Origin of the sequence: Bradyrhizobium sp. CB3481 (assembly GCF_029714305.1) — a bacterium.
In the GTDB taxonomy this organism is placed as follows: Bacteria; Pseudomonadota; Alphaproteobacteria; order Rhizobiales; family Xanthobacteraceae; genus Bradyrhizobium.
The window spans coordinates 2,463,299-2,483,880 of sequence record NZ_CP121647.1; the positions used below are offsets into that span (position 1 = coordinate 2,463,299).

Consider the following 20,582-nt stretch of genomic DNA (forward strand, 5'->3'; position numbering starts at 1 on the left):
TGATGCGCATTGTCATTACTGGTGGCGCAGGCTGCCTCGGCTCGAATCTTCTTGAGCATTGGTTGCCGCAAGGTCACGAGCTCCTCGTCATTGACAACTTTGCGACCGGTAAGCGCGAGGTTGTGCCGGCTCTTCCCGGTCTGACGCTTGTCGAAGGCTCAGTCGCCGATCGCGATCTGGTACTGCGGACATTTGCCGAGTTCAAGCCAACTCACGTTGTTCACTCAGCCGCTTCCTACAAAGACCCCGCCAATTGGCGGGAAGACATTACGACGAATGTCGAGGGGACTGCAAACGTCGTCGAAGCGGCGCGCCGCGCGGCTGTTACCCGCATCCTGAACTTCCAGACTGTATTGTGTTATGGCAGACCAGAGAGCATGCCTATTCCCGTCGAGCATCCGCTGCGGCCGTTCACTAGCTACGGAATTTCCAAAGTCGCTGGCGAACAATATTTGGCGATGAGTGGCTTGCCCTTCGTCTCGCTTCGGCTTGCGAATGTAACCGGCCCTCGTCTAGCGATAGGTCCGATTCCGACCTTCTACAAACGCCTGAAGGCGGGCCAGGCATGCTTTTGCAGTGACGCCCAGCGTGATTTCCTGGACATGTCCGACTTTCTCGCCGCAGTCGATATAGCAATGACTGCTGCTGCGCCGGATGGTATCTTTAACGTGGCCAGCGGGGTAGGGCATTCGATCAAGGAAATATACGATCTGGTACGATCACATCTGGGCATGGCCGCCGATCCCGACGTCAAAGTAGTACCCGTGGGCGATGACGACGTGCCGTCGGTCGTTCCGGACCCGAGCCGAACACATGCCTTGCTTGGCTGGCGGGCGAAAGTGCCGTTTGAGGAAACGATCCGGCGGCTTCTCGCGTGGTATGACGCGCATGGCGTGAGCGACGTTTACAGCCATCTGGCCGAACCAAAGAGCTGATCATGATGTCTTTTGAGGGGGCGACCATTCTCGTGGTTGGCGGAGCCGGCTTCGTCGGCTCCAATCTGGTCCGAATGCTGCTGGAGAGGGGCCCGACGCGCATTGTGGTCGTCGACAATCTTTTGTCGGCGGACTCCTCGAATGTTCCGGATGATCCGCGCATCGACTTCATTCCGCGATCCATTACCGAAGATGCGGTGCTCGCCGCACAGCCGCAGGACCTCGACTACGTCTTCCATCTCGCCTGTTATCATGGGAATCAGTCGTCGATCGCCAATCCGCTCGCCGATCACGAGAACAACACCCTTACGACGCTGAAGCTTTTTGAGAAGCTCAAGGATGTGAAGTCGTTGCAGAAGGTGGTATATGCGGCGGCTGGTTGCGCAGTAGCGGAGAAGACGTTTGGGGGCGCTAGCGCAACGAAAGAGGATGCACCGGTTTCTCTGTTTCACGACAGTCCGTATTCAATCTCCAAATTGATTGGCGAGATGTACGGGAATTACTATTGGTCCCGCTACAAGCTGCCGTTTGTGAAAGCCCGCTTTCAAAACGTCTACGGACCCGGCGAGATTCTGGGGGCTGGCCAGTGGCGCGGAACGGTGCACACCGTCTGGCGAAACGTAAGTCCAACCTTCATCTGGAAGGCGTTGCACGGCGAGGCCTTGCCTGTCGAAAATGGCGGAGTTGCATCCCGCGATTTTATTTACGTGGAAGATATGGCGAGAGGGCTTATGGCGTGTGCGCTGTCGGGCGAGCCGGGAGAAATCTACAATCTCGCCTCCGGCGCTGAGACCACCATCCTTGAGCTCGCGAAGCGGGTGAACACGATTACTGGCAACAAGACGCCGATCGCGTTGGCGCCGGCGCGCGACTGGGACAGATCGGGACAGCGCTTTGGTGATCCTGCCAAGGCCCGGGAGAAGCTCGGCTTCGTCGCGACCGTTGGGCACGAAGACGGCCTCAACAGGACGGTGGACTGGACGCGCAAGAACCGCGAGCGAATCCTGAGCTGCATGCGAAATCACATCGGGCATGTGCCCGAGGTCGGCAAATACTCGTGACGCCGCTAAAGATCCTCACCATCGTTGGCGCCCGCCCGCAGTTTATCAAAGCTGCGGCCATCAGTCGCGCCATTCGCGAGATCGACGGGCTTTCGGAAGTGATGATCCACACCGGTCAGCACTTCGATTCCAATATGTCCGATATCTTCTTTGAAGAACTGGATATTCGACAGCCACAGCATCATCTGGCCATCAACGGGGGTGGTCATGGCGACATGACAGGCCGGATGCTGATCGCGATCGAGCCAATCTTGGTTGCCGAGAGGCCGGACTGGGTCGTGGTCTATGGCGACACAAATTCCACGCTGGCCGGATCATTGGCTGCGTCCAAATTGCACATTCCGGTGGCGCATGTTGAAGCTGGGCTTCGCTCTTACAATCGGCGCATGCCGGAGGAAATCAATCGCGTCGTCACCGACCATCTTTCCACGTTACACTTCTGTCCCACGGCGACGGCAGTTGCGAACCTGGCAGTTGAGGGGGTTACCCAGGGCGTACATCATGTTGGTGACGTGATGTACGACGCTACCTTGTTCGCAATAGACAAGGCAGAGAAGGCTTCGACGGCACTTTCCGACCTGAAGTTACGGCCAAAGGAGTACGCCGTTGCAACGGTTCATCGCGCGGAGAATACCGACGATCCCCGACAGCTGCGAGCGGTCGTGCAGTTTTTGCAGGAGCGGGCAGAAAGCCATCCCGTAGTACTGCCGTTGCACCCGCGTACCCGGCAGGCGGCATCCCGAATGGGAGTGAGTCTGGATCGCCTGCGGGTCATCGAACCGGTCGGCTACCTCGATATGGTAAAACTGCTGCACCATGCCGTCGGGGTTTACACGGATTCCGGCGGGGTTCAAAAGGAGGCTTATTTCCATCGCGTTCCATGCATCACTCTGCGAGACGAGACCGAATGGACGGAAACGGTCACGCATGGCTGGAACCGTCTCTGGAAGGGGCCCGAACGAGGCACACCTCGCGAGATTGAGGAGTATGGTAAGGGGCGCGCAGCGTTCGATATCGTTCACTTGTTGGCCTCGAACCGCGCCTCAACGTGAATGCCATTTCTCAATGCCGATTTGTCTGACTGAATTCTTGCTCAACCCAAGACCCAACTGGTTCGATCATCCTTGACCGGCGCTTTTGATGAGCACAACCCCGAAGGCAGGCTTCGGCCCCCAAACCGCGCGCGTCGCCTTTCGAAAGGTTGGTCGGCCAATCTCGTGCAGATAGTACTGGGGATCGCGCAGCAGGTTGCGCTGATTCCCATTTTTTTGCACTACTGGTCCAACGACATCCTGGCTGCATGGCTGGCGATTTATGCCGCCGGGAATCTCGTGCCGATCGTCGATGTCGGCCTGCAGTTTCGTGCGATCAATCGATTTCTCACACTTAAGTCGAGCGTCGATTGCGATCGCCGAAGTGGTCGGTTCTATGCCGACATGCAGCGGATTTACATTGGGCTGGCAGGATCCTTCGCCGTCGTGCTGGTGATCGCGGCTCAGTTTTTGTCACCATCTGTCGTGCTGGGATTTGGGTCCGTCCCGCAGTTCGATCTTGCGTTTGGCACCATGGTCGTGGGTATGATCCTCACCTTGCCAGCCAATGTCCCAGCGGCGCTCTACCGCGCTCGCGGCCTCTATGGGCGGGCAGTTAAGCTCGCGAACCTGGGAATGATGAGCGCGTTGTTCAGCCAATTGGCGGCCATCACGCTGACTCAAAGCCTGCTTTACGTAACGATCGTCTACGTCGCGACGCAAATGCTGTTCGCGCTGTATGTTCTCACGGTCGATGCACCGCGCTTGTTTCCGTTCCTGCGGGGCGCCGGCAAAGCCCATTCCCCGCGTTGGGTGATCGGCCAGTTGCGCAAGGGAGCTCCCTTCGGAATCGCGTCCGCAACGGAGCTGTTGCAGCTCAATCTGCCGGTGCTGCTGGTGAGCGCACTGGTGTCCGACCGCGTGGCGGTCGCGCAATGGGGCCTGACCCGGGTCGTCGCTGGATTGTTGCGCGGGCTTTGCCAGCAGGCAACGCTGCCGTTGGCGGCCGAACTTGGCCATGACCATGCCGTCGGGGCCGCGGATCGGCTCCGCAATCTCTACGCCCGCGGTTCGGTGCTGGTGACCCTGCTGGCCAGCCTCGTCGTCTCCGGTCTGTTGCCGTTCTGGCCGGATTTTTTCGCACTGTGGACGCATGGCGCCGTTCCGTACGACCCGCTGCTGACGATGACGCTGCTGATCGGTGCCGCTGCGGCGGCGCCTTCGATCCTGGCGCTGGGCTATGCCTATTACAGCAATCGTGGAGAGCTGTTGTTGCAAACCAAGGGGCTGCAGCTCGTTGTCTTCCTGGCGCTGTCAGCGGTTCTGATCCCCTCGACCGGACTGATCGGCGCAGCCATTGCCGTTGTCGCCAGCGACCTCCTGATACAGTTCGGTTTTCTGGGGCGCATCATCATGCAGCAGACATTGGAGCGTCCGCTGAGGCATGCCGGTTTTCTGACGGCGGTGATGATTGTGGTGACGCTGGCCGGCTGGGGATTGGGATCGGCAATCCGGCTGGCATTGCCCTGGACCGGGCCCATCCGCTTCGTCGCCGAATGCGCGCTATGGCTTGCGGTGGTGCTGGCCGCAGCAAGCCCCCTCGCGTTCGAAAGCGTGCGCGAGAAGCTGACCGCAGCGATCCCGCGTTAACGCAGAATCGCGGCCTGACGGATCAGATACTGCCCGTAGCCGGTACCTTTCATCGGCTCGGCGAGACGCAGCAACTGCTCGGCGTCGATAAAACCCTGGCTGAATGCGATTTCCTCGGGGCAGGCGATCTTCAGCCCCTGGCGCTTCTCCACGATGTGGATGAACTGCGACGCCTCGAGCAGCGATTCATGCGTGCCGGCGTCGAGCCAGGCGTAGCCGCGGCCGAAGCGTTCGGCGTGGAGCTCGCCGCGCTCGAGATACCACTGGTTGACGTCGGTGATTTCGAGTTCCCCGCGCGGCGACGGCTTCATCTCGCGCACGACATCGACGACGCGTTCGTCGTAGAAGTAGAGTCCCGTCACGGCGTAGTTTGACTTCGGCGCCTTCGGTTTTTCGATGATCCGCAGCGGCCGGTGAGCAGGATCGAACTCGATGACGCCGTAGCGCTCGGGATCGTCGACCCAGCACGCGAACACGGTTGAGCCGCGGTCCTGCTGCGCGGAAGTGCGGAGCAGCGCCCGCAGATTGTCGCCGTAGAAGATATTGTCGCCGAGGATCAGCGCGCTGGATCCGCCGGCCAAAAAATCCCGCCCGATCACGAAAGCTTCCGCGATGCCGCCCGGGTGATCCTGGACGGCAAAGGAAAGCGCGATGCCCCATTGCCGGCCGTCGCCGAGCAGGCGCTTGAATTGATCGATCTCATCCGGCGTCGTGATGATCAGGATCTCGCGCAAACCCGCCATCATCAGCGTGGTCAGCGAATAATAGATCAGCGGCTTGTCATAGACCGGCAGCAGCTGCTTCGAGGTCGCGAGCGTCAGCGGATAGAGCCGCGTGCCGCGGCCTCCTGCCAGAATGATTCCCTTGCGGTTCATGCGCCGAGCTCTTCGCAGTTGGCGGGGGGACGGCAGCCTCGTTAGCATGGGCCAACTGCCCTACAAAGAGCCTTCCTTGCCTTCATAGCGGAAATATTTCAATGGTTTACGCAAGGGCCGCCCGCGTTGCACCCATCATGCGGGTGGGCTAGGAATGGCGTTGCCGCGGCGGTTGGCAACGCACAACGCAATTCGCGACCTGCGACGGGGATCATGGCCAGCCGCGTTTACTGCACTTATTTCGATCACAATTATCTGCCGCGCGGGCTGGCGCTTTATCATTCGCTGCAGCGGCACGTCCCTGGCGCCGGGCTTTGGGTGCTTTGCCTGAGCGAGGCGTGCCATCAGGCCCTGCTGCGGCTCGAACTTCCGCATCTCGTGGCGGTGCGCCTTTCGGATTTCGAAGCCGCCGATCCCGACGTTGCCGCGACGCGGTCCTCCCGCAGCCAGATCGAATATTACTTCACGTGCTCTCCGGCCTGGATTCTCTTCGTGCTGGAAAGCAGCGGAGATGCCGAGTGGGTCACCTATCTCGACAGCGACCTGTTCTTCTTCGCATCGCCCGATCCGATCTATGAGGAAATGAAGGACGCGGCGTTCGGCATCGTTCCGCATCGTTTCTCGCGCGGGTTGGAAGACCAGCGCAGGTTCGGGCTCTACAATGTCGGCTGGGTCAGCGCGCGCAAACGCGACGACGGCATCGCCGTGTTGCGCTGGTGGCGCGAACGCTGCATCGAATGGTGCTACGACCGGGTCGAGGGCGACCGTTTCGCCGACCAGCGTTACCTCGACCGGATGCCGCAAATGCCGGGCGTTCATGTGATATCGCATCTCGGCGCCAACCTCGCGCCGTGGAACATCGCCGATTGCCGGCTCGAATGGAACGACAGCAGGGTCGAGATCGAGCGGCGCTATCCGCTGCTGTTCTTCCATTTCTACGGAGTCAAGCGCGACGGCGGCTACTATTTCAATAGTCACCGGTTCTATCACGCGCCATTCTCTGGTCTGATCAGGGAAAAACTGTACGAGCCTTATGTTGCCGCGCTCGTCGAGGCCGAGCAGTCCTCGGCTCCGCTGTTGCAGGGGCAGCTGCTCGAAACGATCCGTAGGCCCATGGCCGGTAATTTCATCGACCGCCTGTTGAACGCGCTGCGCAAGGCACGGATGATGGCCTTCCGCGGCGTCGATATCGTCACCGGCCGGGCGATTGCCGTTCGCTAGCCCGCTCTATTGCTCGAAAGATATTGTGCATGCGACTGCTGATCCTTGGCTACTCCTCGATCGTCGAGCGGCGCGTGCTGCCGGCCGCGGCCAAGGTTGGCCGCATCGAGGCGATCTCGATCGCGAGCAAGAGCCGCCCCAAGCCCGAGAGTTGGCCGAAGCACGGGCGCTTTTTCGACGATTATGAGGCCGCGCTGCACGGCAGCGATTGCGATCTCGTCTATCTTTCGCTGCCCAACGCGATGCACGAGCGCTGGGCGATGGCGGCGCTGGCCGCCGGCAAGCACGTTGTGGTCGACAAGCCGGCAATGATGACGTTGGCGGCAAGCGAACGCGTGGTCGAAGCGGCGCGGCGCGCCGGCCGTCTCGTCGCGGAAGCGACGGTGTTCGGCTATCACCCGCAGTTCGCGGCCCTCGCGGAATTTGTCGCCGAGACAGGTCCGTTGATCCAGTCGGCCGCGCAATTCATCTTTCCTCCACTGCCGCTCGGCAATTTCCGCAACCATGCCGAACTCGGCGGCGGCTGCCTGCTCGACCTCGGGCCTTACGCCGCCGCCACGATGCGCATTCTTGGCGGCGACGGCGTATCCGAGGTAACGGCGCTGGCCGGCGGCCGGCATCCCGAAACCGGCGTCGACATGGGCTTTTCGGTCCTGGCCCGGCTCGGCAATGGCAGCACATTTTCCGGCCTTTTCAGCTTCGAGGGCGAGTATCAGAATCGCCTGCTCGTTGTCGGTCGCTCGGGCTCCGTGCTAATAGAGCGCGTTTTCACGCCGCCCGCCGATTACGCTGTCGAATGGCGGCGGCGTGTCCGCAATGCCGATGGTGTCGTGACGTTCGAGCCCGCCGATACGTTTGCCAACTTCCTGGAGGCGGTAACGTCGGCAATCGCAAGCGGCGATCACGAGGGCTTCCATCGCGATCTCCTGAGCGACGCGAGGTGCCGGGAAATGATCGCGGCGGCGCTCGCATCAGATAATCCGGCACATCAATCCGTGTGAGAGACAATGCCAATCAACGTATGGGACTATCTGCGGGAATATGACGAGCTGCGCGAGGAGATCCTCGCTGCGGTCGATCGGGTGTTCCGTTCCGGGCGGCTGGTACTGGGACAGGAAGGCCTCAAGTTCGAGCGCGAGATGGCCGACTATCTCGGCGTCGCCGGCGGCGTCGGCGTCAACAGCGGAACCGATGCGATCTACATCGCGCTGGCCTCGCTTGGGGTCAAGGCCGGTGACGAGGTCATCACCGTGCCAAATACAGCGGTGCCGACGGTGTCGGCGATCCGCACGCTCGGCGCCACGCCGGTCTTCGTCGATATCAGCGACGATGACTTTCTGATGGATGTCGCGCAGGTGGAAGCTGCGGTCACGCCGCGCACGAAGGCGATCGTTCCGGTGCATCTCTACGGCCAATGCGTCGATATCGATCCGCTGATGGCGATTGCGGAACGGCACGGCCTGAAGGTGATGGAGGACTGCGCGCAGTCGCAGGGCGCGCTCTACAAGAACCATCAATCCGGCAGCATCGGGCATGCCTCCGCGTTCTCGTTCTACCCGACCAAGGTATTGGGCGCCTATGGCGACGGCGGCATGGTGCTCAGCGATGACGAGGCGGCGATCAGGCTGGCGCGCAGCCTTCGTTTCTACGGCATGGAGGCCCAGTATTATTCCGAGCGCCACGGCTACAATTCGCGGCTCGACGAGGTGCAGGCCGCGATCCTGTCGCTGAAGCTGCCGCGCATCGGGGGCTGGATCGCGCGGCGGCGGGAGATCGCCGCGCGCTATAATCGCGGGCTTGCGGGCAGCGGCCTCGTGCTGCCGCGCGAGAACGCCCACAGCCGTCATTCCTACTATCTCTACGTCGCGGAGCATCCGACCGACCGCGACGGCGTGCTGGAACGACTGGCCAAGCGCGACATCAACTGCAACGTATCCTACCGCTGGCCGATCCACACCATGCGCGGCAGCGCCGATCTCGGCTACCGCGAGGGCCAGTTTCCGGTCGCGGAGCGAAAGGCGCAGCGGATCTTCTCGCTGCCGATGTATCCGCACCTCAGGGATGAGGAAGTCGATACCGTGATCGACGTGCTCAAGGACGTAATCTGATGGCCGAGCGCGCGCATCTCGACTGGTTTCGCGGCCGGCTTGCCGCCTCGCTTACGATCGAGCCGAAGGACCCGGCGCCGATCCTGGCGTGGCGGGAAGAGCGCTGCCAGGCGATCCGGTTCAAGGCGGATCTGATCGGGCTCGACGAGGTGCGCGGCTGGTCGCACGATGCGAAGGGCAATGTGCGGCACCAGACCGGGCAATTTTTTGCCGTCGAGGGCGTCCGCGTCGAAAGCGGCGCGCTGCGCGAGGTCGCCTCGTGGGATCAGCCGATCTACACCCAGGTGGAAGGCGGTGTTCTCGGCCTCATCTCCCGCGAGACGCCCGCTGACGGCGTTCAGTTCCTGCTGTACGCCAAGGCCGAGCCGGGCAATATCGGCGTGCTCCAGCTCTCGCCCTCGGTGCAAAGCACATGGTCGAACATCCGTCGCGCCCATGGCGGAAAGCTGTCGCCGATGCTGGAGGTGCTGACGGCCAAATCCGGTGTTCGGATCATCTACCGTGCCGAGCACAATGAAGAGGGCGGGAGATTTTGGCGCAAGTCGAACGAGAACATCATCGTCTTCATCGACGACGAGGCGGTGATCCAGTCCGATATGACGATGTTCTACTGGGCGAGTCTCAGCCAGATCAAGGCGCTGGCCGCGATCGACAATGTGCTCAGCCCGTTCGTGAAGACAATCATCGCGCCGCTGTAAGGCGCGAGCTCACCTGTCAACGGGCCGCATCTTTCGAGAACAGATAGGTTTCGGTCCGCGAGCGATGGCCCGTCACCTCGGAGACATCGTAGGGAATGCAGGTCCATTCGCGCTGCAATCGAAGCCCGGCATCGCGGCACAGCGCCATCAATTCGCCCTTGCCGAACACGATCTCGATGACGGGCGCGCCATAGGCATATTTACTCAGATAGGTGGTTTGATGATCGTCAAACACCGGAACCGTATGCAGAATGCAGTATCGTCCGGCCACGCGCGCGGCTTCGCGGATCGCCGCCTGATAATTGATGATGTGCATCAGCGACACGCCGTTGAAGACGATGTCGAAGGCCTTGTCAGCGTAAGGCAGCCGGGTGGCGTCCGCGACCTGGAAGGCGGCCGATGGGTAGTTTGAATGCGCGCGCGCGATCATCGCTTCCGAATAATCTATCCCGGTGTAACTGACGCCGCCCGGAACGAGATCGGCAAACACTTCTGAATAATAGCCGCTGCCGCAGCCAACTTCGAGCAGGCGGGGAGAGGCGATACCTGTTGCGCTGACGGCTTCGGCCGCAACAGTGAAATCGAGCCGCGGTTCGCCATGCTTCATGCCGGCGATCAGTGCACGATAGGCGCGTTCCTGGCGCGCGACGGTGCGTGCCGCCAGCCAGCCGTCGGATGAGGTGGCCACACGCCGCGCCGCGTCGACACCATCAAGCACCTTGTAGTCGGTCGAGGTCAGGACATGGCGCCGCAGGATCGGGGCCGCCTTGATGACGCGCTTGCCGATCTGCCTGACGAGGCGCGGCAGCTTCATCGCGCCGCCCGCAGCGTTTCGATGAGGCCGAGGATCTCGGCGGCGCGGTGGCGATAGGTATGCTGCGCCATAGTTCTGGCCTGGCCCGCAGCGGCTATGGCGGCGCGGCTATCGGCATCGCCGAGCGCGCGGCCGATGGCGTCAAGGCAGTCGCCTATCGAGCGCCACACCGCGACCTCGCGGTCCGGCGCGAACAGGGTGTGCAGATTATCCTTGAAGTCGGTCAGCAGGAAAGCGCCGACGCCGGTCGCCTCGAACAGGCGCATGTTTCCGGCTTCGCGCCCGGCCATGTCGATGTGTGAGTTGAGCGTGATCTTCGAACGCCGCAAGGTCTGGTACATGTCGACGCCCCAGACTTCGCCCTGAAAGCAACGATGCAGCGGCGAAGAGGCTGGTAAGGTCTGTAGCGGGTTGCCGAACAGCTTGAGATCGTAACGCTCGGCGACGGCCTCGAGCAGCGCGATCCGCTGCTGGTGATCCGGCGACACCGTGCCGACAAAGGAGACGTCGATATCCGTGACCGGCGGCGGCGGCAGCATATCGAGAAGGGCCGGCTCGAACGCCAGGTGATTGACTTCCGCGCGCACACCGAGGCGGCGGAAGAACTCCACGTTCGCCGACATTTGCGACATCATGAGGTCATAGACCGACCAGTCGACACCTCGGGATGGCGCGACCCCGATTTGCCCGATCAGGAGAGGCCTGCCGATGGCCTTGATACGCCGCATCAAGCGCGGATCGACGTGAAAGGTGTCCTGATTGAGCACCACGTCGGGTTTGAAATCCTCGATCTGCGCCAGCAGGATCGCTTCGGCTTGCCGATCGAGGCTTGGGCTGAGACCAACCTTGCGGGCCAGCGGACGCAGCATCGGTTTCAGCGGCGCGACGGCGCGCTGCAGCCAGGCTGGCAGCGCGGTGGTTCCGCTGGCGGTGGGCCCCGCCATTTCGACCGCCATCCCGTGCTCGCGCGCCCACGCAGTCTGAAGCCAGGCGTTGTTGACGTGTATCTCCGCTGCCGTATGGCCAAGCGCGGCAAAATTCCGCGAATAGAAATCGGCGACGCCGAACAGGCTGGCGTTTCGCGCCGACATCTGGGCCACATAACCAGCGCTGCCTAACCCGGGATGTCGGCGATACAGCCAGCTGAGGAAGCGCGGGTAGTCGGCGTTGAGCACGAGGATGCGCATGACTGGCTAGACTGCTCGCCGAAAGCTGTAGTTCTTGTCAATCCACGCCTGATAGGCGCCGCTGGTGACGTCGCGCCACCATGGCTCGTGGTCGAGGTACCACCGCACGGTCTGCTGCAGCCCGCCTTCAAAGCTGACACTGCAGTGCTTGCTGAGCTCGTCGGCGAGCTTGGAGGCGTCGATCGCATAACGGTGATCATGACCGGGGCGGTCGGTCACATAGCTGATGAGCGTGCGGCAGGGTCTGCCGGCTCCCGCCGGGCAGGACGGAAAGCGCGAAGCCAGGCCAGCGTCGGCCGCGAAGGCGGCATCGATCGCATCGCAAATCAGGCTCACCACGTAGCGGTTGGTGCGCTCGTTGCCGCCGCCGACATTGTAGGTCTCGCCGATGCACCCCTGCTCGATTACGTGCATCAGGGCGCTGCAGTGATCGGAAACGTGCAGCCAGTCGCGCACATTGGAGCCGTCGCCGTAGACCGGCAGCGGCTTGCCTTCCAACGCATGGATGATCATCAGCGGGATGAGCTTCTCGGGGTGCTGATAGGGACCGTAATTGTTGGAGCAGTTCGTGATCAGCGCCGGCAGCCCGTAGGTGGCGACGAAGGCACGGACCAGATGATCGCTCGACGCCTTGCTCGCCGCGTAAGGCGAGTTGGGACGATAGGGCGAGGATTCCGTGAAGGCCGGATCAGACGGGCCGAGCGAGCCATAGACCTCGTCGGTCGAGACGTGGAGGAAGCGCGCCGTGCCGAGCATCGCCGCCGCACGCCAGTGATCGAGCGTCGTCTTCAGAAGCGTGAAGGTGCCAAGCACATTGGTCTGCAGGAAGGCTTCGGGATCGCTGATCGAACGGTCGACATGGGATTCCGCGGCGAGATGCGCCACACGCGAGAACTTGTGCTCGCCAAACAGGCGCTGCATCAGCGCCGTGTCGCCGATGTCGCCCTTCACGAACATGATGCTGCGGTCGGTGATCAGCGGCTCGAGGCTGCGGATGTTGGCCGCATAGGTCATGGCGTCGACGACGACCAGGCGGTCGGCCGGCCGCGCGGTCCGCCACGCATGCACCAGGTTCTGGCCGATAAAGCCCGCGCCACCCGTGATCAGAACGCTCTGCATTGGCTAACCTGGTTCTCCGGTATCGGAAACTGCGCGCGGCGCGAAAGCAGCGGAGCATTGAAATTTCTGAGGATCCGTAAGGCAATCATGATCACGACGGAGAACAGATCCTGGTGCGGGTACGTCACGAATGGGGCGAGGAGCGCTCAAATATCGAACGCGGCGTAACATACCATAGCAAGAAGAGAACGCCGGCGCCATTAGTCAGCAGGGTCGTCGAGAGAGGGACGTTCAGCAAGATCTGAGGAAGGATGCCCCCCGACAGCACGATAAATTGTGGCGGCAGGCCGGACGAAAGACGGTTGCCGATAGCGATCACCAAGCCGCAACCGAATGCGGAAAGCGGTGCCAACCATGGACCAACCGAGGCAATGCCTTCCGTCGCGAACAGCGACGCGTTGAATGCGCCTTGGTTATAGGCCTTCATGAGAATTGATAGCGGTTCATCATAAGGGCAGTCGATAACGAGCTTGAGTACGTTGATCTGGCAAAAATGCGTCAGCGGATGCGTCGAAAAGTAATTGTTATATACTTCCAGCGCGATCGACGGCATGGCGATCATCCTGGTATTGACCACGCCGAAGTATTGCGCTGCCCATTCAATGGGGAATAGCTCGGCCTTGGCGAGGAACAGGGTTGCCAGGCCGACCGTTGTCGGTAGCAGCAACGACAGAATGACCGTGCTTCTCGCTTCAACCATTCGGCATAGGAAGGCGAGAAACAGAAGCCAGAGCGGCGCAAAGAGCGCTAATTTGCTTAGCGTCACGGGATAGAGCAGCAGCATCAGAACAAGTACGATTCCTGCCCGCAAAGTACTTCCACCCAGAGCGAAGCCGGCAAAAGCAAATGGCAATAACGCGTTCGATGTAATGCCGATGGCATATCTCAGGGGCGCCGGAAACGCGATCTCTTCGCGAAAGCGATATATTTCCGAAAGGCCGACAAGTCTGAAATTGTAAAAAGCAGCGACCGCAACGAGGATCGCAGCAAATATCAAGATGGCGGATAGCAGCAGATCAAAATCCCTCACCGACAAGTCCAGCCGCGCCCTAACCGGTGAAGTGATAAATAGCGCGGGTGCCAGGAATGCCAGCGCAGATGCGAAGATTGAAATTATCGCCGACGGGTGATTGTAAGGAAGCAGCGAAAACTCGATCAACCAAAGATAGCCGAAGATCGTCGTATAGAAGTAGAATCCGACGAAGTAGCCAAAGCTGAATCGGCCGATCGCGAAAACGGTAGACACTACGGCGAAAGGTAGCGTCCGCAGTATCGCTATCGGGACGTTTGCCTTGTCAAACCCTACAATTCCAGAAAAAGCGGCTGCGGCGTAGCTTAGCGAGATACAACACGCCGCGACATGCCCGCAGAGGAGCAGGCCTAGTATGGGCCGGAACTCCAGGCGCCCGGATGTCGTCGCGAGATGGGCGTCCGGCCCGCTCATGGCATATTCTTGGAGTTCAGATGACCCCGATAAGAGTTTCTCATGGCCGTTGCCGAAGCCTCGCGCGATTGGATGCGCTCAAACAAGCATGTTGATACGCTGATGAAGCTCAAAATGTCCCTGGTCGGAACCGAAGGAAACTTCCGAACGGCAAGATTACGATTGGCCGCCGGTTCGAACTGACCATTCGGCCGATCATAGCATAGCGCGATTCGAGGTGATCACTGGCGGGGCCGCACGCTTGTAAGATGCCATCTCTCAGGACGGCTTCCAGCCGAGCGCGAGCAGCTTTGTCGGACGGGCGACGAGCGGTTTGCCGACCCGGTTCCAGGTGTCGGCCAATCCAAAGGCCGCAAAGGTTAGTTCGATCCATCTCTCGGGAATGGCTACCAGCCCGGGCGAACGGCCTAATACGGCGCGATGTCGGGAAATGAGGTCGCAGACAGTAACCGGCGTGGGATCGGACACGATGAATGTCTCTCCGTGTGTGCGCGGCTCGGTCAGTATCATCACGATGGCTGAGCAAAAATTGTCGATCGATAGCACCGATCTTTGGGCCGTCAGTCCGCCGAACGGCAGCGGTATAGGTAGGCTCGCGACCCTGTGGATGATGGAGACGTTACCCTTTTCGCCCTGTCCGTAAATCACGACAGGACGCAGGATCGTGAAGCAGGCTCCCGATGCGCGAATGGCTTGCTCGGCGGCTAATTTGGACCGCCCATAGCTATTGGCCGGCTTGGGAGGCGCTTCTTCCGTCAGTTCCTGTTCCGAAAACGGCCCGCTCTGCGCAGCGATCGACGAAACGAAAACCAGGTGCTTCTGCTGGCGACAGGCAGCTTTCGCCAACCCGGCCGTCGCCAGGTGATTGACGAGATTGTATTGCTCATCTTCCGAAAATCGATGCGCAACGCCGGCCAGATGGACGACGGCGTCGCACCTTTCCAGCAAGGGCTGCCAGTCGAACGGCAGAGCCAGGTCGGGAAGAGGGGCCGTGACTACATTGGCGCGAGAAGGGACTGAAGCGGCTCTGGAAGCCGCGATTACCTGAAAGCCCTGTGACGCGAGATAACCGACGAGATTGCGGCCAATGAAACCATCGGCGCCGGTCACGAGCACGGTAGCAGCCATGAAACTCACCGTAGCGAAGTTACTGAACGACGCTCCTTTAAATATACGCCCTTTCCTGGCGCAAGGAAAAAGGGCGTACGCGGTAGATTCGCCTGCGCCTGTGAAGGGCGGCGCGCTCGCCTGGCGCGTCAGCTGCCAATGCTATTGCTCCGCTGCAGGACCGATCTGACGAACTGCGCGAGGTTGCCACCCGAGAACAGAACGCCACGGAGGCCTGCGGCCCGCGCGGCCTCGAGGTCGGTTGGCTTGTCCCCGATGAGAATGCTGCGGGCGAGATCTACCGGAAAGCGCTCCAGCAGGTCGGTGATCATTCCCGGCGCAGGCTTTCGTCGATGGCTCACCTGACGATACCGCTCGATCACGGCGTCAGGATGATAGGGGCAATATTCGAACGCGTCGACGCGCGCTCCGATTCTGGCCAGATCCGCCGCCATCCACGCGTGCAGGGCCTGGACGTGATGTTCATCGAAAAAGCCTCGCGCGACGCCTGATTGGTTGGTCACGACGAATACAAGATATCCGGCATCGTTCGCCGCCTTCACGGCTTCACGGGCGCCATCTATCCATTTCAGTTTGCTGGCCTCGTAGACGTAACCGTCGTCCTCGTTGAGTACGCCATCTCGGTCAAAGAAAATCGCTGGTCTCTTCATTCGTTGCCTGAAAGCGGATCGCGGTTTTGGGGTAAGCTTGCCTTGTCGACGTAAGCCGCAGCATGAATGCACGCCTGGGGCCGACGACGAGCATCATTTCGACATTTTCGCGCTATCGCCGACCCGCCGCCAGGCCGGTGTCTCGCCGAGATCGCCGAGAGGGATTTGCCAGCCCTTGGAAGAAGCCGCTATCTAGCAGCCCTGGCGGAGATTTGAAAGGCGGCCCTTTCGAAGGGGCGGCTGCGAAGCGAGCGATCCATGCCGGCGACGTTGGGCCAGCGGCCTCGTGTGCTGAAATCACCGATTTTAAGGGCTTCGAAGTCCGAGAAACGCCTTGATTCACTGCGACTTCCATATAGAAGCAGTGGTTTCGCGCCGCGCTTTTCCGCGGCCCTCTGGTTTCCCTTGATCGCTGTTTCAGGCATCTCGCGAGCAGGCACGAAGACGCATGTATGTGATTGGAATTAGCTCCGGCATCAAGCATGGCCATCACGATGGTGCTGCGGTTCTGCTTCGCGACGGTCAACTCATCGCTGCGGCGGAAGAGGAGCGCTTCACGCTGGCCAAGCACGCACGTGGAGAACTGCCCCGGGGCGCCATCGGCTACTGCCTAAGTCAGGCCGGCATCACCATTCGCGATGTCGACTTCATCTGCTCGCCGCTGCGCACCTACACGAACTACGCGCAGCGGCTGACCGAATATTTCAAGTTTCAGTTTGGCCACAGCCCGAAGATCGAGCTTTACGATCATCATCTATGCCATGCTGCGAGCAGCTACTATGGTTCGGGATTTCGCGAAGCCACCGTTGCCTGTTTCGATTTTTCAGGCGACTCCAGTTCGGGACTGGTTGCCCATGCCAAGGACAATGACTTCAAGATACTGACGCGATTTGGCCGGCATAACAGCCTTGGTCTCTATTACGGCATGCTGACGCAGTATCTCGGCTATCAGATGACCAACGACGAGTACAAGGTCATGGGGCTGTCATCCTACGGCAGCCCGAAATACCTGGATGAATTCGCTGGTCTGTTGCGTCCGGATGGGATCGATTACGTTCTGGACCCCGAACTCGACAAGCGCAAACGGGACGCCGAGATCTTCACCAGCGATTTCTCGACGCGGCAGGAGCGTATCTTCACTGAGAAGATGGAAGATGTGCTGGGACCCCGCAGGCTCCGCGGTCAACCGCTCGACCAGCGCTTTACGGACATTGCCGCGAGCGGCCAGAAGCAACTCGAGATCGTCACGACGGAGGTGGTGCGCACCGCCATCGCTATGAGCGGTTGTGCCGATGTTTGCCTCGCTGGCGGCGTCGCGCTGAACTGCAAGATGAACATGGAGATTGCCGCAGAGCCGTCGATCGGGCGTCTGTACGTTCCGCCGGTACCGCACGATGCAGGCGTTGCTTTGGGTGCAGCGATGCTGAAATGCGTCGAGGCCGGGCATGCGATAGCGCCGCTGACGCATGCCTATTGGGGTCCCGAATATTCCAATGATTCCATCAAGGCGACGCTCGATAAGATCGGCGCGCGCTACGAAGTGCTGGATGATCCGGTTGCCGCGTGCGTCACCGACCTCGTCGATCAAAGGACGGTAGGATGGTTTCAGGGCCGGATGGAGTATGGCCCGCGCGCGCTGGGCAATCGATCGATTCTCGCCGATCCGCGCTCGCCCGGCATGAAGGATCGTATCAATCTCGGCATCAAGTATCGCGAGGAGTTTCGTCCCTTTTGTCCATCGGTGCTGTACAACAGGCAGGCCGAATATTTCGAGGATGCGTTCGATGCCCCATTCATGGTCGTGACGTTCCCCGTCAACGAAAAAATACGCGAATTGATTCCGGCGGTAGTCCATGTCGATGGCACCGCGCGCATTCAGAGCGTCCACGCCGAGACAAATCCGACCTACAGCCGGTTGCTCGATGAATTCAGCAAGGCTGCGTCGGTGCCGATGCTGATCAACACCAGCCTCAACATCAACGAGCAGCCCACCGTGAATTCGCCGCTCGAAGCACTGCACACGTATTTCTGTTCCGGCCTTGATGTGCTGTTTCTCGGCCCGTATCGGTTATCGAAGCCGAATTGATTTTGGCAGCTGCTGAAGCGCACCGTCCAACGATCATCGATGAGGCATGTGAGGACAGTTGCTTGCCCATGATCGGCAATGGCAAATTCTCAGCGTTCGTCAGATATCACCTTGCCGTCGTTGGGCAGCGAGCCGGGGCTGACCAGTTCGACATTGCCGCCGAGCTTGGTCACCGTGCGGAGCGTTGCGGTGAGTTGCTCCCGTAGAGCTCCACCCGTCGAATCCGTCTCCGCCTTCAGCGTCATCAGATCACTCTCGCCGGACCGCGTCACCACGAGGCGCAGGCGGCCGAGTTCGGGATGGCGCTTGCCGATCTCGGCGATCTGCTCGGGGCGAACGAACATGCCTTTGACCTTGGTGGTCTGGTCGGCGCGGCCCATCCAGCCCTTGATGCGCATGTTGGTGCGGCCGCACGGGCTCGCGCCCGGCAGCGTCGCGGTGAGATCGCCGAGCGCGAGGCGGATCCAGGGATGCTGCGGGTCGAGCGAGGTGACGACGATTTCGCCGACATCGCCGGGCGCCACCGGATCGCCGGTGCCGGGCCGCACGATCTCCATGATCAGGTCCTCGTTGACGACCATGCCCGCGCGTGCCGACGTCTCGAAGGCAACCATGCCAAGATCGGCGGTCCCGAACGCCTGATAGGCATCGATGCCGCGCGAGGCGACCTCGTCCTGCAGCGATTTCGGGAAAGCCGCGCCGGATACGAGCGCCCGCTTGATCGAGGAGACGTCGCGGCCTGTGCTTGCGGCGGCGTCGAGCAGGATCTTGAGGAAGTCGGGCGTGCCGCTGTAGCCGACCGGCCGATAGGCCTCGATCAGCTCGAACTGCTGCTCGGTATTGCCGGGCCCAGCCGGGATCACCGCGCAGCCCAGCGCCCGCGCCGAAGCGTCGAAGATGAAGCCGCCGGGCGTCAGATGATAGCTGAAGGTGTTGAGCACGACGTCGCCGGGCCGGAAGCCTGCCGCGAACAGCGCCCGCGCGCCGCGCCAGGGGTCGGCGTGAGCGGGTTCGGGCTCGAAGATCGGGCCGGGCGAGGTGAACAGCCGTCCGAACGACCCCAGCGGCCCCGCCACGAGCCCGCCGAACGGCGGCGCGGCCTTGTGCAGGGCAGGGAGTTCCGACTTGCGTAGCACCGGCAGGCGCGCCAGCGCGGCCCTATCGGTCACGGCAGCTTGGTCGATGCCCCTCAGCCGTTCGGCATAGGCCGGCGCTTCCAGCGCCTTGCGCAGGACGTCTGGCAGCCGTGAGAACAGCTCGGCCTCGCGTTTCGCCGGCTCGCGTGTTTCAAGGGCGTCATAGTGATCGGTCATGGCTGATGATCCCGCAGGAAGGGGCCGATTGCGTACCGCCGCTGACGTGCTATCAGACGGCCTCTGCCGGTGTTGCCCGTGTTCCAGAGGACGCAATGGTTGAAGGACATACTGCTGCGGCAGGAGACGCCGGCGCTTCGGCCGATATCGTCACGAAGCTGAAGCTTCGCATGATCGACCATTGCCTGCCGCTGTGGTCCACTGAAGGCTGGGACGCCCAGACGGGCGGCTTTATCGATCGGCTCGACGCCGACGGCCATGCAGACAGGCTGGCGCCGCGCAGGACCTTCGTCCAGGCGCGCCAGATTTATTGCTACGCCAAGGCCGCGCAGCTGGGCTGGTATCCCGACGGACGCGCGATCGCGCTCAAGGGGCTGGAGCACCTGCTGGCCAACGCTAAAGCCCCCGACGGCAAGCCGGGTTTCGTCCACGTGCTGACGCCTGAGGGCGCTGTGCTGGACCCGCTGCGCGATTCCTACGACCACGCCTTCGTGCTGCTTGCGCTGGCCACTGTCTACAGTCTGGATCGCGACGCGCAGGTGCGTTCCGAGATCGACGCGCTGTGCCGCTTCGTCGAGACGGAATTGCGTTCGCCGCACGGCGGCGTTCACGAGGGATTGCCTCCCTCGATGCCGCGCCGGCAGAACCCGCAGATGCATCTTTTCGAGGCGATGATCGCCGCGTTCGACGCGACGCATGACCTCGTGTTCCAGAACCGGGCCGGCAACTTCTTCAGCCTGTTTCTGGCCAACCTCTACGACAAGCAGCGTCAGGTGCTCACCGAGTATTTCGAGGAGGACTGGTCGAAGATCGAGCCCGTCAGCGTCGAGCCGGGGCATCAGGCCGAGTGGGTGTGGCTGCTCAGAGGCTTTGAGCGCATCACGGGCTGCCCGACAGGGCGCTACCGCGGCGAATTGCTGGCGACCGCGCTGCGCTACCGCGACGAAGCGACCGGTTGCCTGATCGACGAGGGCGACGCCAGAGGCAACATCCGGCGCCACACGCGCCGGCTGTGGCCGCAGACCGAAATGGCGAAGGCGTGGATCGCACAGGCCGAGTCGGGCGAGGCGGGCGCGGCGGACGAAGCGCGCGCGGCGCTCTCGCGGCTCGAGCGGCATTACCTCAGCCATCCCGTGGCGGGCGGCTGGTACGATCAGTTCGACCGCGACGGCAGCTCGCTGGTCGCCACCATTCCCGCATCGTCGTTCTATCATGTTCTCTGCGCGGTCACGGAAGCGGAACAGGTGCTCGGCTGAGCTCTT

At 61.4% G+C, this 20,582-nt stretch carries 19 protein-coding genes; 11 read left to right on the forward strand and 8 right to left on the reverse strand.

Annotated elements, in window-relative coordinates:
- The first annotated feature begins 2 nt into the window (after positions 1-2).
- The 4 genes from QA643_RS11835 to QA643_RS11850 all read left to right on the forward strand — a co-directional run bounded on the left by QA643_RS11835 (position 3) and on the right by QA643_RS11850 (position 4,677).
- The gene (locus QA643_RS11835) at positions 3-935 is read left to right on the forward strand and encodes an NAD-dependent epimerase/dehydratase family protein (RefSeq protein ID WP_283033339.1); all 933 of its coding nucleotides are present in this window, start codon (positions 3-5) and stop codon (positions 933-935) included.
- Positions 936-937: 2 nt separating this feature from the next.
- Positions 938-1,996 (forward strand): NAD-dependent epimerase/dehydratase family protein, encoded by a 1,059-nt coding sequence (locus QA643_RS11840; protein WP_283033340.1) that lies wholly within the window; start codon positions 938-940, stop codon positions 1,994-1,996.
- Positions 1,993-3,048, forward strand: coding sequence for a UDP-N-acetylglucosamine 2-epimerase (non-hydrolyzing) (wecB, locus tag QA643_RS11845; RefSeq protein WP_283033341.1), 1,056 nt, complete (start codon positions 1,993-1,995; stop codon positions 3,046-3,048). The genes QA643_RS11840 and wecB overlap by 4 nt, the downstream gene beginning before the upstream one ends.
- Positions 3,049-3,120: 72 nt before the next feature.
- The gene (locus QA643_RS11850; RefSeq protein ID WP_283033342.1) at positions 3,121-4,677 is read left to right on the forward strand and encodes a hypothetical protein; all 1,557 of its coding nucleotides are present in this window, start codon (positions 3,121-3,123) and stop codon (positions 4,675-4,677) included.
- On the opposite strand, the gene rfbA is transcribed toward QA643_RS11850, so the two are convergent.
- Complete coding sequence (gene rfbA, locus QA643_RS11855) at positions 4,674-5,552, reverse strand: glucose-1-phosphate thymidylyltransferase RfbA (protein ID WP_283033343.1); 879 nt, start codon at positions 5,550-5,552, stop codon at positions 4,674-4,676. The two genes, QA643_RS11850 and rfbA, sit on opposite strands and share 4 nt — an antisense overlap.
- A gap of 213 nt (positions 5,553-5,765) precedes the next feature.
- Between rfbA and QA643_RS11860 the strand changes: the two genes are divergently transcribed.
- The 4 genes from QA643_RS11860 to QA643_RS11875 are packed head-to-tail and all read left to right on the forward strand — an operon-like array spanning position 5,766 to position 9,579.
- Entirely contained in the window at positions 5,766-6,773 is a 1,008-nt protein-coding gene (locus tag QA643_RS11860) for a hypothetical protein (RefSeq protein WP_283033344.1), read from the forward strand.
- Positions 6,774-6,802: 29 nt separating this feature from the next.
- On the forward strand, positions 6,803-7,774 hold the full coding sequence (locus QA643_RS11865) for a Gfo/Idh/MocA family oxidoreductase (RefSeq protein ID WP_283033345.1): 972 nt from the start codon (positions 6,803-6,805) through the stop codon (positions 7,772-7,774).
- Between the two features lie 6 nt (positions 7,775-7,780).
- Positions 7,781-8,881, forward strand: coding sequence for a DegT/DnrJ/EryC1/StrS family aminotransferase (locus tag QA643_RS11870; protein ID WP_283033346.1), 1,101 nt, complete (start codon positions 7,781-7,783; stop codon positions 8,879-8,881).
- Complete coding sequence (locus QA643_RS11875) at positions 8,881-9,579, forward strand: NDP-hexose 2,3-dehydratase family protein (RefSeq protein ID WP_283033347.1); 699 nt, start codon at positions 8,881-8,883, stop codon at positions 9,577-9,579. The genes QA643_RS11870 and QA643_RS11875 overlap by 1 nt, the downstream gene beginning before the upstream one ends.
- Positions 9,580-9,595: 16 nt before the next feature.
- On the opposite strand, the gene QA643_RS11880 is transcribed toward QA643_RS11875, so the two are convergent.
- From QA643_RS11880 to QA643_RS11895, 4 genes are all read right to left on the reverse strand, one after another.
- Positions 9,596-10,393 (reverse strand): class I SAM-dependent methyltransferase, encoded by a 798-nt coding sequence (locus tag QA643_RS11880; protein ID WP_283033348.1) that lies wholly within the window; start codon positions 10,391-10,393, stop codon positions 9,596-9,598.
- Entirely contained in the window at positions 10,390-11,580 is a 1,191-nt protein-coding gene (locus QA643_RS11885; protein WP_283033349.1) for a glycosyltransferase, read from the reverse strand. Before QA643_RS11885 ends, QA643_RS11880 begins: the two co-directional genes overlap by 4 nt.
- A 6-nt stretch (positions 11,581-11,586) precedes the next feature.
- Positions 11,587-12,699, reverse strand: coding sequence for a dTDP-glucose 4,6-dehydratase (gene rfbB, locus QA643_RS11890; protein ID WP_283033350.1), 1,113 nt, complete (start codon positions 12,697-12,699; stop codon positions 11,587-11,589).
- 124 nt (positions 12,700-12,823) lie between these two features.
- Positions 12,824-14,143: a hypothetical protein gene (locus QA643_RS11895; protein ID WP_283033351.1), complete on the reverse strand. Its 1,320-nt coding sequence runs from the start codon at positions 14,141-14,143 to the stop codon at positions 12,824-12,826.
- 42 nt (positions 14,144-14,185) lie between these two features.
- On the opposite strand from QA643_RS11895, the gene QA643_RS11900 reads away from it, so the two are divergent.
- The gene (locus QA643_RS11900) at positions 14,186-14,326 is read left to right on the forward strand and encodes a hypothetical protein (RefSeq protein ID WP_283033352.1); all 141 of its coding nucleotides are present in this window, start codon (positions 14,186-14,188) and stop codon (positions 14,324-14,326) included.
- A gap of 75 nt (positions 14,327-14,401) precedes the next feature.
- Here the strand turns inward: QA643_RS11900 and QA643_RS11905 are convergent, their stop codons facing one another.
- Positions 14,402-15,271 carry an NAD-dependent epimerase/dehydratase family protein gene (locus tag QA643_RS11905; protein ID WP_283033353.1) on the reverse strand — a complete coding sequence of 290 codons (870 nt, stop codon included), beginning with the start codon at positions 15,269-15,271 and terminating at the stop codon, positions 14,402-14,404.
- A gap of 128 nt (positions 15,272-15,399) precedes the next feature.
- Positions 15,400-15,921: an HAD family hydrolase gene (locus QA643_RS11910; RefSeq protein WP_283033354.1), complete on the reverse strand. Its 522-nt coding sequence runs from the start codon at positions 15,919-15,921 to the stop codon at positions 15,400-15,402.
- Between the two features lie 448 nt (positions 15,922-16,369).
- Here QA643_RS11910 and QA643_RS11915 point away from each other — a divergent pair, with 448 nt between their 5' ends.
- The gene (locus QA643_RS11915) at positions 16,370-18,007 is read left to right on the forward strand and encodes a carbamoyltransferase C-terminal domain-containing protein (protein ID WP_283033355.1); all 1,638 of its coding nucleotides are present in this window, start codon (positions 16,370-16,372) and stop codon (positions 18,005-18,007) included.
- Between the two features lie 89 nt (positions 18,008-18,096).
- On the opposite strand, the gene QA643_RS11920 is transcribed toward QA643_RS11915, so the two are convergent.
- The gene (locus QA643_RS11920; protein WP_283033356.1) at positions 18,097-19,320 is read right to left on the reverse strand and encodes an AMP-binding protein; all 1,224 of its coding nucleotides are present in this window, start codon (positions 19,318-19,320) and stop codon (positions 18,097-18,099) included.
- A 95-nt stretch (positions 19,321-19,415) separates the two neighbouring features.
- Here QA643_RS11920 and QA643_RS11925 point away from each other — a divergent pair, with 95 nt between their 5' ends.
- On the forward strand, positions 19,416-20,576 hold the full coding sequence (locus QA643_RS11925; protein ID WP_283034778.1) for an AGE family epimerase/isomerase: 1,161 nt from the start codon (positions 19,416-19,418) through the stop codon (positions 20,574-20,576).
- Positions 20,577-20,582: the final 6 nt, after the last annotated feature.

Coding starts and splice junctions, on each gene's coding strand:
- QA643_RS11835 (WP_283033339.1), top strand. CDS start 3: ATGCGCATTGTCATTACTGGTGGCGCAGGCTGCCTCGGCTCGAATCTT.
- QA643_RS11840 (WP_283033340.1), top strand. CDS start 938: ATGATGTCTTTTGAGGGGGCGACCATTCTCGTGGTTGGCGGAGCCGGC.
- rfbA (WP_283033343.1), bottom strand. CDS start 5,552: ATGAACCGCAAGGGAATCATTCTGGCAGGAGGCCGCGGCACGCGGCTC.
- QA643_RS11860 (WP_283033344.1), top strand. CDS start 5,766: ATGGCCAGCCGCGTTTACTGCACTTATTTCGATCACAATTATCTGCCG.
- QA643_RS11865 (WP_283033345.1), top strand. CDS start 6,803: ATGCGACTGCTGATCCTTGGCTACTCCTCGATCGTCGAGCGGCGCGTG.
- QA643_RS11870 (WP_283033346.1), top strand. CDS start 7,781: ATGCCAATCAACGTATGGGACTATCTGCGGGAATATGACGAGCTGCGC.
- QA643_RS11875 (WP_283033347.1), top strand. CDS start 8,881: ATGGCCGAGCGCGCGCATCTCGACTGGTTTCGCGGCCGGCTTGCCGCC.
- QA643_RS11880 (WP_283033348.1), bottom strand. CDS start 10,393: ATGAAGCTGCCGCGCCTCGTCAGGCAGATCGGCAAGCGCGTCATCAAG.
- QA643_RS11885 (WP_283033349.1), bottom strand. CDS start 11,580: ATGCGCATCCTCGTGCTCAACGCCGACTACCCGCGCTTCCTCAGCTGG.
- rfbB (WP_283033350.1), bottom strand. CDS start 12,699: ATGCAGAGCGTTCTGATCACGGGTGGCGCGGGCTTTATCGGCCAGAAC.
- QA643_RS11895 (WP_283033351.1), bottom strand. CDS start 14,143: ATGAGCGGGCCGGACGCCCATCTCGCGACGACATCCGGGCGCCTGGAG.
- QA643_RS11900 (WP_283033352.1), top strand. CDS start 14,186: ATGGCCGTTGCCGAAGCCTCGCGCGATTGGATGCGCTCAAACAAGCAT.
- QA643_RS11905 (WP_283033353.1), bottom strand. CDS start 15,271: ATGGCTGCTACCGTGCTCGTGACCGGCGCCGATGGTTTCATTGGCCGC.
- QA643_RS11910 (WP_283033354.1), bottom strand. CDS start 15,921: ATGAAGAGACCAGCGATTTTCTTTGACCGAGATGGCGTACTCAACGAG.
- QA643_RS11915 (WP_283033355.1), top strand. CDS start 16,370: ATGTATGTGATTGGAATTAGCTCCGGCATCAAGCATGGCCATCACGAT.
- QA643_RS11920 (WP_283033356.1), bottom strand. CDS start 19,320: ATGACCGATCACTATGACGCCCTTGAAACACGCGAGCCGGCGAAACGC.
- QA643_RS11925 (WP_283034778.1), top strand. CDS start 19,416: ATGGTTGAAGGACATACTGCTGCGGCAGGAGACGCCGGCGCTTCGGCC.